This is a genomic window from Pseudomonas cyclaminis (genome assembly GCF_015163715.1).
GTDB lineage: Bacteria > Pseudomonadota > Gammaproteobacteria > Pseudomonadales > Pseudomonadaceae > Aquipseudomonas > Aquipseudomonas cyclaminis.
On record NZ_JADDUM010000222.1, the window covers coordinates 16,227 to 30,306 of the forward strand.

Annotated in this window: 14 protein-coding genes; 8 read left to right on the plus strand and 6 right to left on the minus strand. The window is 56.2% G+C overall.

Annotated elements, in window-relative coordinates; genetic code table 11:
- Window positions 1-174: 174 nt before the first annotated feature.
- The 4 genes from IQK56_RS24850 to IQK56_RS24865 form a co-directional block, all read right to left on the minus strand.
- On the minus strand, window positions 175-513 hold the full coding sequence (locus IQK56_RS24850; protein ID WP_193862507.1) for a hypothetical protein: 339 nt from the start codon (window positions 511-513) through the stop codon (window positions 175-177).
- Window positions 514-946: 433 nt separating this feature from the next.
- Window positions 947-2,356, minus strand: coding sequence for a caspase family protein (locus IQK56_RS24855; RefSeq protein ID WP_193862508.1), 1,410 nt, complete (start codon window positions 2,354-2,356; stop codon window positions 947-949).
- A 1,171-nt stretch (window positions 2,357-3,527) separates the two neighbouring features.
- On the minus strand, window positions 3,528-4,334 hold the full coding sequence (locus IQK56_RS24860; protein ID WP_246500285.1) for a fimbrial protein: 807 nt from the start codon (window positions 4,332-4,334) through the stop codon (window positions 3,528-3,530).
- A gap of 502 nt (window positions 4,335-4,836) precedes the next feature.
- Window positions 4,837-5,100: a hypothetical protein gene (locus IQK56_RS24865; RefSeq protein WP_191629779.1), complete on the minus strand. Its 264-nt coding sequence runs from the start codon at window positions 5,098-5,100 to the stop codon at window positions 4,837-4,839.
- A 115-nt stretch (window positions 5,101-5,215) separates the two neighbouring features.
- On the opposite strand from IQK56_RS24865, the gene IQK56_RS24870 reads away from it, so the two are divergent.
- From IQK56_RS24870 to IQK56_RS24890, 5 genes are all read left to right on the plus strand, one after another.
- A complete protein-coding gene (locus IQK56_RS24870) occupies window positions 5,216-5,965 on the plus strand; it encodes a hypothetical protein (protein ID WP_150676929.1) in 750 nt (249 codons plus the stop codon).
- Window positions 5,966-6,088: 123 nt separating this feature from the next.
- The gene (locus tag IQK56_RS24875; protein WP_122309787.1) at window positions 6,089-6,358 is read left to right on the plus strand and encodes a hypothetical protein; all 270 of its coding nucleotides are present in this window, start codon (window positions 6,089-6,091) and stop codon (window positions 6,356-6,358) included.
- Window positions 6,359-6,470: 112 nt separating this feature from the next.
- On the plus strand, window positions 6,471-7,784 hold the full coding sequence (locus IQK56_RS24880) for a methyl-accepting chemotaxis protein (protein ID WP_122309789.1): 1,314 nt from the start codon (window positions 6,471-6,473) through the stop codon (window positions 7,782-7,784).
- A gap of 72 nt (window positions 7,785-7,856) precedes the next feature.
- Window positions 7,857-8,309: a GAF domain-containing protein gene (locus IQK56_RS24885; protein ID WP_224793922.1), complete on the plus strand. Its 453-nt coding sequence runs from the start codon at window positions 7,857-7,859 to the stop codon at window positions 8,307-8,309.
- A gap of 281 nt (window positions 8,310-8,590) precedes the next feature.
- On the plus strand, window positions 8,591-9,088 hold the full coding sequence (locus IQK56_RS24890) for a hypothetical protein (RefSeq protein WP_193862510.1): 498 nt from the start codon (window positions 8,591-8,593) through the stop codon (window positions 9,086-9,088).
- 49 nt (window positions 9,089-9,137) lie between these two features.
- Here the strand turns inward: IQK56_RS24890 and IQK56_RS24895 are convergent, their stop codons facing one another.
- Entirely contained in the window at window positions 9,138-9,764 is a 627-nt protein-coding gene (locus IQK56_RS24895; RefSeq protein ID WP_122309792.1) for a helix-turn-helix domain-containing protein, read from the minus strand.
- A gap of 402 nt (window positions 9,765-10,166) precedes the next feature.
- Here IQK56_RS24895 and IQK56_RS24900 point away from each other — a divergent pair, with 402 nt between their 5' ends.
- The 3 genes from IQK56_RS24900 (at window position 10,167) to IQK56_RS24910 (ending at window position 13,851) form a co-directional block, all read left to right on the plus strand.
- A complete protein-coding gene (locus tag IQK56_RS24900) occupies window positions 10,167-12,278 on the plus strand; it encodes a TonB-dependent receptor family protein (RefSeq protein WP_193862511.1) in 2,112 nt (703 codons plus the stop codon).
- A gap of 101 nt (window positions 12,279-12,379) precedes the next feature.
- Complete coding sequence (locus IQK56_RS24905) at window positions 12,380-12,922, plus strand: sigma-70 family RNA polymerase sigma factor (protein ID WP_150760650.1); 543 nt, start codon at window positions 12,380-12,382, stop codon at window positions 12,920-12,922.
- Window positions 12,919-13,851 (plus strand): FecR family protein, encoded by a 933-nt coding sequence (locus tag IQK56_RS24910; protein WP_193901862.1) that lies wholly within the window; start codon window positions 12,919-12,921, stop codon window positions 13,849-13,851. Before IQK56_RS24905 ends, IQK56_RS24910 begins: the two co-directional genes overlap by 4 nt.
- 72 nt (window positions 13,852-13,923) lie before the next feature.
- On the opposite strand, the gene IQK56_RS24915 is transcribed toward IQK56_RS24910, so the two are convergent.
- Window positions 13,924-14,080, minus strand: a 157-nt coding sequence (locus IQK56_RS24915; protein ID WP_193901863.1) for a helix-turn-helix domain-containing protein, incomplete at its 5' end; no start/stop codon positions are given.

The window sequence follows — 14,080 nt, forward strand, 5'->3', positions numbered from 1 at the left end:
TCGGGCATATATGGGGCAAAAATGGGGTAAACCTAACCCCAATCGATGCCATCCAATGCTCGTTATGCATTTATGCAACATGCCATGAACGAGCGTCACACCCCATAACCACGGGCCTAACCACCGCAATCCCCCACATACTCCTACACAATGGATGGGGCTGTACTGAGCGGTTTACTCCTTTTGAATGCGGTCCCACTCGTTCGAGTACTGTTCGGTCTCGTTGATGCAGTTTTCGCAGAGAGCGGCCCCGTAGTACGCCTCTTGTTCCAGTGCTGTTGCTAGCTCTTTACCTTCGAGGACTACCTGGCAATCGTTATGGTAGCCGCCTGGGTCCGTCACGCCCTCACATTCCCTCTGGAGATGGGGCGTAATGACTGCCTTTTGAAGGGCACTCAACTGGTCGAAACCTTTGTCCACGGCAAGCTTGGCTATTCCGCTAACCTTTGCGTCTTCGTTATCCAAATGGCCTTTGTCAAGCAGCTGTTTCAAAACCTCTATCTCTTCGCTCATTGAGCCCTCCTCGGGTCATGCTCCTTATGAGGCATGACGGTATCACCAAGGATTAAAGCTTAGGGCAAAATTAGGGCAAATCTAGGGCCGTCATAGACCGTTTGAGGCTACCGGTAAGGGGCTGAAACGTTGTATTTGCAGGGCAGAAGCGGCCTACAGACTCGTTAGAAGGGGTTCGAATCCCTCTCCATGCCTGTACGTCACATCAAATCCGGGTGATTGCAAACGACACGTAGCCTCCTCTGTCAAGTAAAGATCCGCCGCCGCAGGCCATTGCTCGGCGCTGACGTAACAACAACGCCATGCTGGAAATGATGGTTCTGAAGCAGACTCGCGCTGACCCATTCTGTCGTAATTTACTCGCTACAGCACTTCTATAAGCGTGAGAGTGGAGCAGCATAGGAGCAGTGCGAATCTTTTTAGCATTGTAGCTTTATTCTGAGGGCTGCTTAGCCAGATTATCCAAATTTACTCGTATAATATCGGTAACCTGTTTCAGGCCGCGCGCCCAAATCAAGGTTGGGTCGTTGATGATCGCCTTCCATGTAACAGGTGAATACTCCCATTTGATTTCGCTTGTCTCCAAAGTTTTCTTGTCCCATCCCTTTTGAGTGAGAGATGCAGTCGCAGTTAGAATCATTGTCTCAGTATTAGAATGTATTATTCCTATATAAGTTCGATAAGACGGTAGTGACGGATTGTTGGCATTTAACGCAACCTCAATAGCTTCGACGGGCAGCGGTTCGGTTGATATAATATATAAAGGACGTCTTTTTTCGATAGTGCTTTCCCTGCCGGATCCAAAACCTAAAGCGGAAAGCGGATTAGGAACGTTGTAAGTCTCTTCTTGGATGTCAATAAAATATTTTTTCACCCATCCTTGATTGTGGCCGAATTCAGAAAAACTTTTGGTGCGAGGAAGTTCGCTGAGTTTTAAGTCTGGATTTACCATTTTTTTATAAAACTCGCTAACAAGTGTGTCTTGGATTTGTACCTCGTTTAATAGTTTTATACTCGTGTTTAGAGAGTCGGTAACTTCGCCGAGATCTACAAATTTAGAGTCGTTTTTTGAGATTTGTTGCCTTATGATTTCACTGACGCTCTTTTCCGATTTTTTTTCAGGGTTGCTGCTTCTAGCGGCGTGGAGGGATATCATCTCTTCTGTGACTATGCTGAATTGTTCAAGCGCAGATCCTTGGTTTACAAAGAAGGGCGTTTGACTTGGAGTTGAAGCAAATGCGTCCGCGAGTGAGGCTTGTATATCTCTATACAAGACGCTACCGGTAGTTTTTGAAAGCGCTGCATTGACCCAGGCGGCAGTGAAGTGACTCGTTGAGTTAGAGGCATAGGAGTATTGGTCATATTGACTGGATGCCATGCAGATAAAAGAGGATAGCTGGCTTGTTTTAATTGATTTAAAAAAACCGTTGTCTATATCTTTTATGTAGGGGGCACCAGATTGACAAGCATCAATAACTTTAACTGCGACTTTAGGGGCTGCGCTTCTCAATAAGTCGTCAAGCTCTGTATTGCTTATGGAGGTCGTCGCGGCACGCTTTGCATCAAAATCGGCGCAGCAGAATAGAGCGTCATCTTGATAGGCCCCATGTCCGGAGAAATAGATAAAAATTTCTTCAATGTGGGGGTTGTTGTTATGGTTTGAAAAAAAGTTGCGGAGCTTTTCTTTAGCGGTTTCGGCACTCGCGTTATCAATTAACTCAATGTGATGATACTTGTTGGTAGCCTTCAGGGTCTGGTGCATGATTGCTAAATCATTTGCACATGCAGGCAGGGGGGCTAGGCGGTCGTACGTATCAATACCAATTAGAAGCGCTAAGTTCATTCGTCCCTCGATTATCACGCTTGGAAGTACTGACAGAGTAGACTTGTGTCGCCGCCCTTCCAAGGGGGCATTGATGGGGACATCGCTGGAGTGGATAGCAAGACCTCCAGACTCGGCCCGAGGCGCAGGCTAAGGTGAGGCGTAGTGGCGGATTGTCGCTAAAAAAACAGGGGGGCAAAAATGGGGAAAATTGACGCCAATCTATGCCATCCAATGCCAAATATGCGTTTATGCAACAGGATGCATGCACGCGTTACAGCCAGCAACCACGGGCCTATCCGCCAAAACCGCTCTCATACCCCTACACAATCGGGGTGTGGGTAGTACGTAGCACATAAAACGGAATTGTCAAAAAAATGTCGAAACTTTTATTTTTGTTTTATGTAGCCGGGTTTTTGACTTCCAAGCGTTGATTTTTAATTGTGGATACCATATGTTGTGCTTGCGGTCGGAATTGACCGCTATATATGGGGTATTTAGCTATGAGTCTCAAGCCAGGCCAAAACACCGGAAAAAGTGGTGGTATTTTTCAAGAGGTAGGGCCGCGGGGAGGTAAGCAAGATAACTTTGCTACCGTCGCCGATAACAAGCCGCTGCCTCCTACTACCAAAGCCGGCAACGGATGGGAGCAGGTGAAGAGAACGCCTGATAGCAATCGTTGAGTAGCATCAAAAAAAGCCTGGCAGGAGCCAGGCTTTTTTTGAGCAAAAAATAAGGTCGGCCAGATTGCTTACTTTTTTTGCTACAGAGCCAGTTTTGAAGTTTAAAAAAGCCATTGTCATACGGGCCGAATGCTCAAGCGACGAGCGCCGTGTGGGAGCAAAAGCAGTTCCCAAACTAAAATCGCGCCCCTTGCAGAATAAGGTTTGTAGCTCCGCTGCTAACTGCGAGTTAGGGAACGCTGTCCGCCTTCAACACACTGGCCCGCTTGAGTTTGCCTATCGGTCTTGAAAACCAGCGAACGTTAATAGCGTTCCCAGGGTTCGAATCCCTGGTTTCCCGCCAAAATTCAAACAAAAGCCCCGCAATGCGGGGGCTTTTGTGTTTCTGGTCCGTCGCGATAGGCCGAGCAAGTCGCTTGATCGTTTCCACATCATTTCATGTGATTTCCGCAATTTACAGCATCGCTATGGTCGGTCCTCTGCTGGATCAACCGGTGATTCTGACCGTATTACAGGTAATTCACTGTGAACGTGACTGACGCATTTGCGCTGCCTGCTTCCAGTTTGTCTGCCAGGCGGTAGTAAGCAGCGGATAGCGGGATCTTGAAGTTTGTCCCGGTTGTGGTGAACCCGCTGAATGGGTAAGTAGTGCCTAGGGCGATCGGTTGACCTGCGTCATTCATTAATTTCAAGCCGATTCCTTTTGCCGTTGAACTGGAGTTCAGTGCTACTACGCCATTCTGCTGGTCGATGACTTGAGAAGTAGCGGTGAGCGAGTAGGTGACCTTCTGGATGCCCGTCTGGCATTGATTGAGCCCAATATTGAATTTGATTGTACGGGGCGTATCACCCACGTTTCTGAACTCATGCAATTGATAGTCGTCCCCCATTTGAACCGAAACATCGGGGGTTTGGCAGGAAGCGGAATTCAATACGATTGGATTCAGCAGGTTCAGCTTTACGAGGACCAGGTTTCCCCATTTATGTGTTCCCAAGAGACCAGCGGGGACGACATTTTGCGCGGGTTGCTCGCTGGTTTTTGTAACTTCAATGGTGTAGCTCCTGGGAGGGTCGAGATACACTTTCCCGGCCAGCACATAATCCGCTGAAAGATATCCGAAGTCTTCATACTTGATTTGGAGGGAGAGGCCTGTTTTGCCCAAGGGAAAAATTTTGCCCGTGGTGACGCTACCGAATGCTGGGTTGAGAGCAAAGACAAAGGGGCTGTCTGCACTGCATTGAAAGCCTTTCTGTGGCGATGTTATAGTTTCCTGATAAACAATGGTGCCGATAGGAGCATCCTTAGGAATCGTCAAGTTAATTGGCTTACTCCCAAAGTTGGCTGTGAATTCACTAAACCCACTGGTGAATGCGCAGTTCGCAGCTAAAGTGCCCGATGAATACGCTAAGGCTATCGCGGCTGTGGTATTAAACAGTAAGCGCCACCTGCAGATTTTTTTTTAAAACGTCAATATAGTTCATATTTATCTGCGCTGAAAAATTCAGCGGGCATATTGACGGTAAAGCGATGCTGGGAATATAAGACGTTCCTTAGATTGCATGCAGCGGTGAAGCATATTCTGGTTTGTATTCGATCGGCAGGACGCTGGGGGGGAACAGTTCCCAAACTAAAACCGCACCCCTTGCAGTATGCGGCCTGTAGCTTGGTTGGTAGCTGCGAGTAAAGGAACGCCGAAGGCCTTCGGCGGTCTGGAAAACCGGCGAACGTTAATAGCGTTCCCAGGGTTCGAATCCCTGGTTTATGGGGTTTGGCAGTCCGATGGGCAATACCTCGCCGTGCCACTCCCGCAGCCAATGTTAAAGGCCGTTTCTCATCTCAATCAGCAAAAAAGCTGGGCCACCGAAAGCAGGCAGATCACCTGGGCAAACATTTGTGCTCGAATTGGATGTTTCATCGCCGTCACCTCGTTTGCAGTTGCTGGTGGTAGTGCCGTAGGCGATGTGCATACACGCGCCAGGCCGCTCGAAGGTTGAAATGCCACCCTGGCTCGCCAACAACACACGCAACTGCTCCAGAAAGTATAGACCCTGAAACGAATTCGTCACGAAACGCTCTGGCATGCGGGTCTCGTGACAATCTGCCGATACCCGTCGCACTTTTTTTGATTTCTCTGCTCTATCTTTGTCCCAGCCCCGCCGATTCCCCGCGAGGGCAGAAGAACAAGATCGGGTGCCGATGGTTCGCACGTTTCCTCTTTCAAACATTCGTCGCATACGCTGGCCGCTGCTGTTGGCTGCGATGTTGATATTCGGCGCGGCAGGTTGCACCCAGCAACAGGGGCAGGACATTGCCAGGCAGTTCACCAATGGCAAGCCCGATGAGTTCTTTCAGACCAGTGTCGATCGCATGGCCACCCTGGGCATGCGCGACAATCTGCAAAGCCTGTATCTGCTGATGAGCAAGCTATACCTGCGCAACCCCAGCCAGTGGCGGCAGTCGGGTTATCCGGATGCGGTGAGTGCCGAGCGGGAAATTCGCCAGGCGATCGAGCAGCGTCGACCGCTGCCTGCCCTGGGGGAGCGTCGCGACCTGGCGGCGTTGAGTTACTCCTTGAGTCCGGAGTTCCAGGGCGACCGGGTGGGCGCTTTTATCTACGCGATCGGCAGCATGTTGGTGACCGCTCACGGCGGGCGCACTGAGTTCTACATGACCGACTCGATCAACCCGCAGTTCGTCAGCAATGCCGCGCGCAACATCGAGAAGGCCACTTGGCTGCTGAGCAAGCGTCAGGATGCGAATGGCGTGTTGTTGCTGTTTTCCAATGAGATCTCGGAGGAGGGCAGCAACCTCAGTTTTGCCGTGGAGTTTGGCAAGATTGTGGCGCGGCTTGACCTGCTGACCCAGATGCTGGATGAGCGGTATCGGCGTATCGGGCTCAACTATGCGCAAAGTTTGTTGCTGATGAATTTCCTGCCGGTGCAATGATCGGCTGGCGCGTACGGCTTTTCTCTTTTCGATGTAGGAAGTGGCCTATGTTGCACCCCTGTGCTTGAAACGCCCCGACGTCGGCAATAGCCTCGGACTTTTCCGAAAAAGTGAGGCCCTACCTTGGGCAAGCGAAAAACGGTGTGGCCGACGGACCGCGAGATACGCCTGCGCTTTATCCTCTTTGCCGTTATCGACGCCGCGAGTGTCGAGGGGGTTCCTGCCGAGCTGTTATTACCGGCGCACAAACTGCTGCGTGATTCACCCACCGAGGCGCAGTTCGTCGAGGCCCTTAGGGAAATACTGGCGGCTGATCAGATGTACGGTTTCAGGTTTCCGGTGGGCTCCGAGGCGGACGATCTGATGCAGACACTGGATCGGCCTGCCGGTTAGATCCATTTTTGTTTTGCGAGACAACTGAGGGGGCAACTGACTGTTCGTCGGCCTATGCTTAAGCCGCAGGCCCCATGGCCGATGCAGTGATGACTAACTCAGGGACGCCGCCATGTTCAACCGCCGCTTGAAGAAGGATCTGCAGGACCGGGACGACGAGCTTTTCCAATTGCGACAGCTTGTTACGCAGTATGACCGTGGCATGCTCTCCATATGCCTGGATGCCGACATGCGGCTCACTGCCGTCAACGAGGATTTTGCCCGGGCTCTGGGTTACTCCTGCGAGCAGTTGCAGGGCCGTCTCTTGAGTGAAATTGTTCCGCCTTACGTCAGGGATTTACCCTGTTTCCATGATTTCAACGCAGCAGTCGCCCGCTCCGAACCGGTGAGCGACGATTACCGTTTCCTGCGCAGTGACGGCAGCCTGGCCTGGATCAATCTCACCTGGTGCCCAGTCAAAGGCCGTGACGGCCAACTGTCGCAGATCCAGGGCTACGGCATTGAGGTCAGTCGCGCCATTGAGCAAGCCAAGGAAAACGAGGCGTTTATCAACGCGTTGATACGCTCGACGGCCGTGATTCAGTTCAAATTGGATGGGACGGTGGTCACCGCCAATACCCAGTTTCTCGACGCCATGGGCTATACACTCGATCAGATCGTCGGCAAAAAGCACAGTCTGTTTTGCACCGCGCAGGAGGCCGCTTCGAGCGGATACGCCGCGTTCTGGCAAACCCTCAATCGCGGCGAATTTGTCGCCAGCCGCTTCAAGCGTGTGGACAGCCGCGGCAACGAGGTCTGGCTCGAAGCCACCTACAACCCGGTGCACGACGCCGAGGGCAAGCTGTGCAAAGTGGTCAAGTTTGCCAGCGTGGTCACCGACCAGGTCTTGCGCGAGTCCGAGGTCAAGGCCGCCGCCGGCGTGGCCTACGAGGTGTCGTTGCAAACCGACGTCACGGCTGAACGCGGCGCGGCGGTTGTGCAAAACACCGTGCAGACCATGCAAAACATTGCCCTGCAGATGCAATCCGCCACCGGCAGCATTGAGGCGCTGGGCAAACAGTCGTTATTGATCAGTGCCATTGTGCAGACCATCGGCGGCATTGCCGCGCAAACCAATCTGCTTGCGCTCAATGCCGCCATTGAGGCCGCCCGAGCGGGTGAACAGGGCCGTGGATTTGCGGTGGTAGCGGATGAAGTAAGGCAATTGGCCAGCCGTACCAGCACGGCAACCGAAGAAATTGTCAGCGTGGTTCAACAAAACCAGCGCCTTGCCGACGAAGCCATTACCGAGATGTTCAGCAGTCGTGAGCAGGCTGAGCAAGGCTTGACACTGGCCAACCAGGCTGGCGCCGTCATCACCGAGATCCAGGGTGGCGCCAAGCAGGTGGTGAACGCAGTGGGGCGTTTTGCGAACGAGCTGCAATAGCCCGGGCATAGGGCTGCTTGGTTGTTATTTGAGAATCAGGAGAGTGCTATCAAATCATTAACCCCTGAAGAGTTGGCCGTCATCGCCGAGATAGAAACAGCGTCCAATATCCTGCGCCTGACCACGCGTCTTACGGATATGCGCTTCTCGGCGATTTCGAAGATGACCGACACCCACTGGGTGGCCTGCGCGGTGTACGACGAGCTGCATTTCGGCGTGGAGGTCGGCTCTCAATTGCAGCTTGAAGCCACGCTGTGCAACGGTCTGCGGGCCAATCCCAAGCCCATCATTATCGAACACGCCAGCAAGGATCCGGTGTTCTGGCAAAATCCTTTGCCCAGGAAACATGGCTTCGAAAGCTACATCTCCCTGCCGATTGTCTTCTCCGACGGCAGCGTCTTCGGCACCTTGTGCGCCTTGGACGTGTTGCCGAAAAAGCTCGAGAACCCGCAAATGGTCGAGATACTCACGATTTTCACCCGGCTGATCAGCACCACTCTGGAATTGCAGTACAGCAGGGCCTGACTTCGGGCTATCTGAGCCAGCGTTAGATCGTTTATTTCCTTAAGGTTGGTGGGTATTCCTGGGTCGAATATCCATCACAGCCGTTTCGACGCTTTGATTGCGTCTGTCGGCGTTATTGCAGCGAAACAACGGTCATCACATCATTCCTCGCTGTTGCGATCGACTAAGCGGCTGCACAACACCCATTCCTGCTGCTCGGCCGTCGTCTTGTGCAGACCCCAGGCATCTCTAGAATCGGCGCCAGAACTTAGCCATTTCCTGTCGATTACGGAGTTTCGAACATGATGAACGCAATGCAGATGCCGATGAACACCGCCGTGCCAATGATGCCCATGATGGGCATGCCGATGATGATGGCGACCATGAAGTGCGAGATGGCCGGTGACGCGATGATGTGCACCATGAAGCCTGCCGCCGGCATGGACATGGCTCAGTTCAAGACTAACGCCGAGATGATGGCGATGATGATGAACTGCGGCATGCCGATGATGATGCAGTGCGCCAATATGTCGATGATGTGCCTGTCGGCCGACGCCATGGCCATGATGACCGGCATGAACATGATGCCGATGACGGGCATGCCGATGCCGATGATGAAGTGTGTGATGGAATGCACCATGATGGCCGACGCCATGATGTGCAAAATGATGCCGATGCCAGGCATGAGCATGGCCATGATGAACAATTGCTGCATGCTGATGAACAAAATGATGAACGACTGCGCCATGCCGATGATGATGAGCTGCAACGGCATGCCGATGATGTGCTGCACCTGCTGACAGGTCCCGCGCAATAAAAAACGCCCCGATTAGTCGGGGCGTTTTGCATTCAGTCCAGCCGTTCTGGGTAGGTGATCACCAGGAACGCCACCGCCTCACTGTCCGCCGGGTTGCGATAGCGGTGCGGCTGGTCGGCGTAGAACAGAATCGAATCGCCGGTCGACAGCAAATAGCGCTCGTCATTGACGCTGACTTCCAATACGCCTTGGGCCACCACCAGGTTTTCCTGGATGCCGGGGCCGTGGCCGGCAGATACCTCCTCACCCAGGGCTCGCAGGCGGATCTCGTAGAACTCCGACTGGCGCGCCGTATCGTAGGGGAACAACGCACGGCTGATAAACGCGCCATCGGCACTCACCAGGCGTTTGCTCTGTTGTGCCGGCAACACCTCGACGCCTTCGAACGCGCGGTCTTCCAGGAACGCCGCCACCGACACCTTCAGCCCCTTGGCGATCTTGCACAGCACCTTGATCGACGGCACGCTGCGCCCGGATTCGATCTGCGCCAGCATCGCCCGGCTCACGCCGCAGGCACGGGCCAGCCCGTCCAATGACAAATTCCGTTTGCTGCGCAGACGTTGCAGGTTATGTGCAACGCACAGGCTGATGACATCGTCGTCGGTCGTGGGTTTGGGCGGGGGCGCGGGCGGTTCGGGAAGCACATGCAAAAAATTCATCGGCCTACGCCCGGCGGGTATCGCTGGACATCGCAGCCTGGGTGGTAAACACCGCCAGCCCTGCGCGAGCCGCGTACATCGCCCACATCAACTCAGCCGCTGCGCGGGCCTGGCGCGTTTGCGGTGGAGGGAAAAGTCGATGACGGTGGCGGATGCTGGCATGGGGGGCGATCTCGTGTGTGACTCAGTGGCTCCACAGTAATGGGTGTTGGTTATTTCTTTAAATACTGAGTTTGCATGTGTTAATTCGATTTTGGACTTAGTAAATAAAACCGGTCCGACACTGTCGTGGGAAGGGTCTGGTCCGTTAATAAGGCGTGACTTGCTGGGCATCGTTGGCTTCCCATCACTGTTCGCGTGATGGCCCTGCCGTTCACGCCCCCGAATTCCAAGGACTCGCCCATGCTGCTGCGCCAACCTCCATTCCTGTTTGCCGCCTTGACCTTAAGCTCGCTGGTGCACGCCGAAGACCTGCAACTGGCTCCGGTCGAAGTCACCACGGCTGAAGCCAGTGCGGGCGAAATGGCCCAGGCGCAGCTCAAGAGCGTGTCCGGCGCGACCAACTACATTGACATGAGCGGCGTACAGCAGGGGCGGGTGAGCACCAACGAAGATGTGTTCAAGTACCAGCCGGGGGTTTACGCCAAGGCGGCGAACAACGAAGGGGTGAAGTTGTCCATTCGCGGCTCGGGCCTCAACCGCAGCCCTGGCTCCCATGCGTCGGGGCTTTACGAAATGTTCGATGGCCTGCCGCTGACCGGCCCCGGCGGCACGCCTTATGAACTCAAGGACCCGCTGTGGCAAAGCCGGGTCGAGGTGTTACGCGGCGCCAACGGTTTTGATCAGGGTGCCCTGGCCCTCGGTGGCGCGGTCAACTACGTCACGCGAACGGGCTACGACGCCCCCAAGCTGCAAGTGCGCTATGAGGCGGGCAGTCGTGGCTATGCTCAGCGCGAGATCAGTTCGGGCCAGGTGCTGGGCGACGCCGACTACTACATCAGCCTCACCGACTCGCAATCCGACGGCTACCAGCGCCAGAGCGCGGCCACGGGCAAGGGCGTGGCCGCCAACTTTGGCTACCGCTTCAACCCGAACCTGGAAACCCGCTTCTATTTCCGTTATCGCGAAACCACCAACGACACTCCCGGCAAACTCACCCGCGCTCAGATCAGCCACGACCCACGGGCTGCCAATAGCCTCAACGCTGCCCGCGATTCCAAGCGCCTGCAACCTGGCTCGACCTGGATCGCCAACAAGACCACCCTGCAATTGGACGACAACTCCCGCCTTGAAGTCGGCCTGGCGTATCACGATTACCCGATGGACCTGCGCGAGGGCACTATCCGCCTGAAAGTCGCCTACACCGACGTCAGCGGCACCCTCAACTACATCCGCCAGGACACGGTGTTCGGCCACGACAGCAAAACCACCCTCGGCCTGCGCACCACCCAGGCGATGCCCAACAATGGCGGCGCCGAATACGTGCGCATTCCCACCGGTAACACGGCCATTTATGCCCCCGGCACCAAGACCCGCGATTACAGCTATCTGGGCTCCGACACCGTGCTGCACATCGGCAACGACCTGGAACTGGTGCCGGACCTGTGGCTGACCACCGGCCTGGCCGCCATCTACACCCGCCGCGAAACCGAGGTCACCTATCCAGAGGGACAGGCGCCGCTCAGCCAGCACGATTGGGACTACGCGCCGCGCATCGGCCTGCGTTATGACTTCAACCCGCAATTGCAGGTGTACGGCAACCTCAGTCGCTCGGTCGAGCCGCCGCACGCGTGGTCGATGATCTGGGGTTCCAACAAATACTTTACGAGCGGTCCTGCCAAAGGCATGGCGCGTGAAGGCGTCAGCCTGAAAAACCAGACCGCCACCACCCTGGAAGTCGGCGGTCGCGGGGACGCATGGCTCGGCCAGTGGGACCTGGCGCTGTACCGCTCCGAGGTGCGCCACGAATTGCTCACCGTGGAAACCCAGGCCCAGACCTCTACCAGCAATGCCATCGTCGCCGAATCCAACGCCAGCCCCACCGTGCACCAGGGCGTGGAACTGGGCCTGCTCAGCCCACTGTGGGACGGCGGCCACAGCGGCAAGCTCGACCTGCGCCAGGCCTACACCTTCAGCGACTTCCACTACCGCGACGACGACCGTTTCGGTGGTAACACCTTGCCGGGCATCCCCAAGCACTACTACCAGGCGCAACTGCGCTACAGCCACCCGACCGGTTTCTACACCAGCGTTAACACCGAGCATTCATCAACAGTGGCGGTGGACTACGCCAACTCCTACTACGCCGCGGCCTATACGATTGTTGGCGCAACGTTCGGCTACGACGCGCCCAAGCAGGACTGGCAAGCCTGGGTCGACCTGCGCAACCTCACCAACCGCCGTTACGCCAACACCGTCACGCCGGGCTATGACGACAAAGGCGTGGATGCTGCGCGTTCTACCCCGGCGGATGGCCGTGGCATCTACACGGGTGTGTCGTGGAGTTGGCGCTGAGGGAGGGGCGGTTTTAGAGAATGGGGCCCCTTGCCCCGACATCGTTTTACTGGCATTGTTCGCGCAATTGGTAATATTTCCCATTTGAGAAGTTTTTGCGCATGCATGACATTCCGGCCGCGCTGGGCGACTCAGCACGTCAGAAAATCCTAACGGCGATGTACCGCGAGCACCACGGCTGGTTGCATGGCTGGCTGCGCAGGAAACTCGGGTGCTCCCAGCACGCCGCCGACCTGGCCCACGACGCCTTCATCCGTGTATTGATGCTGGCTGAGCCGCACGCGATCAAGGAACCCCGTGCCTTCCTGGCCACCACGGCGGGACGCTTGCTCATCGACGGTGCCCGTCGTCGCCGTATCGAAAAAGCCTACATGCAGGCGCTGGTCATCCAGTGTGAAGACGCCGGCATGCCCGACCCGGCGGCGATCCACGTTGCCCTGCAAGCCTTGGAACGCATTGCTGAAATGCTCGCCGGCTTACCGCCCAAGGCCCGCGAGGCGTTCTTGTTGAGTCGCCTCGACGGCCTGACCTACAGCGAAATCGCCGTGCGTCTGGAAGTGTCCCCCAGCACCGTCAAAAACTACATCTCCAGCGCCCTGGTGCACTGCTATCACAGCCTGCACGCGGCCGACCCACTGTCATGAACTCCGAACAGATCATCCAGCAAGCAGCGAATTGGCTGACACGCCTGCACGACGAAGACGTCACCGACGCCGACCGTCAGGCCTTCAACACCTGGTGCGAGGCCGACCCGCGCCATGCCGTGGCCATCGACCGTATGCGTGCGTTATGGGGCAGCCTCGACAGCGTGCCCGCACAACCGGCGCGCCGCGCCCTGAATCGCGCATTTGCCCCGCAACGGGCATGCGGCGCACAGCTGCTGGGTGTGCTCGGTATCGCGCTGTGCGGTTGGCTGAGCCTGGAGCACCTGCCGGTGTGGATGGCCGACCAGCGTACCGGCGTCGGCGAACGTCGCCAGATCGCCCTCGAAGACGGCAGCCAGTTGCAGCTCAACAGCAACTCGGCGGTGGACGTGAAATTCGACGGCCACCAACGGGTGATCGAACTGCTGCAAGGCGAGCTGTGGGTAGACGTGGCCAAAGATGCGCAGCGGCCGTTCGTGGTGCGCACCGACCAAGGCACGGCGACCGCACTGGGTACCCGTTACCTGGTCAAGCGTGCGCCGGACGGCACGACAGTGGTAACGGTGATCGAGTCCACCGTGGCGGTCAAAGGTAAGGCAGAGGAGGGCGTCAAGGTCAGCGCCGGCCAGCGTTCCGTCCTCGACCATGGGCGCGCAACGCCCGCGCAAACGGTCGGCAATGCCGACCCGGACGCCTGGACGCGTGGCCTGCTGACCGTCAACGACCAGCCCCTGAGTGAAGTGCTGCAAACCCTGGCCAGCTACCGCCACGGCATGGTCCGCTTCGACCCACAGGCCCTGCGCGGCCTGCGCGTGTCCGGCGTATTCAAGCTGGACGACACGGCAGCGGCCTTGTCGACCTTGGCGGACAACCTGCCGATCCAGGTGGAGTACTTCACCGACTTGCTGGTGGTGGTCAAGCCGCGCTGAGCCTGCCGTAGCGGACGTATTGACACCCTGCGATCTGCGCAGGCGCCAACGCAGCTCGCTTGCGCTCGGCAGCTACGGGGGGCAGTCGTTGCCTTGGCGCAGGCGTTTGTACAACGTGTTGCGGCTCACCCCCAGCTCCCGCGCCAAGTGGGAGATATTGCCGCCTACCGCCTTCAAACGCTGGGTCAGATCAATGCTGTCGTCCAGGTACTCAGTGGTCGGCAGCGGC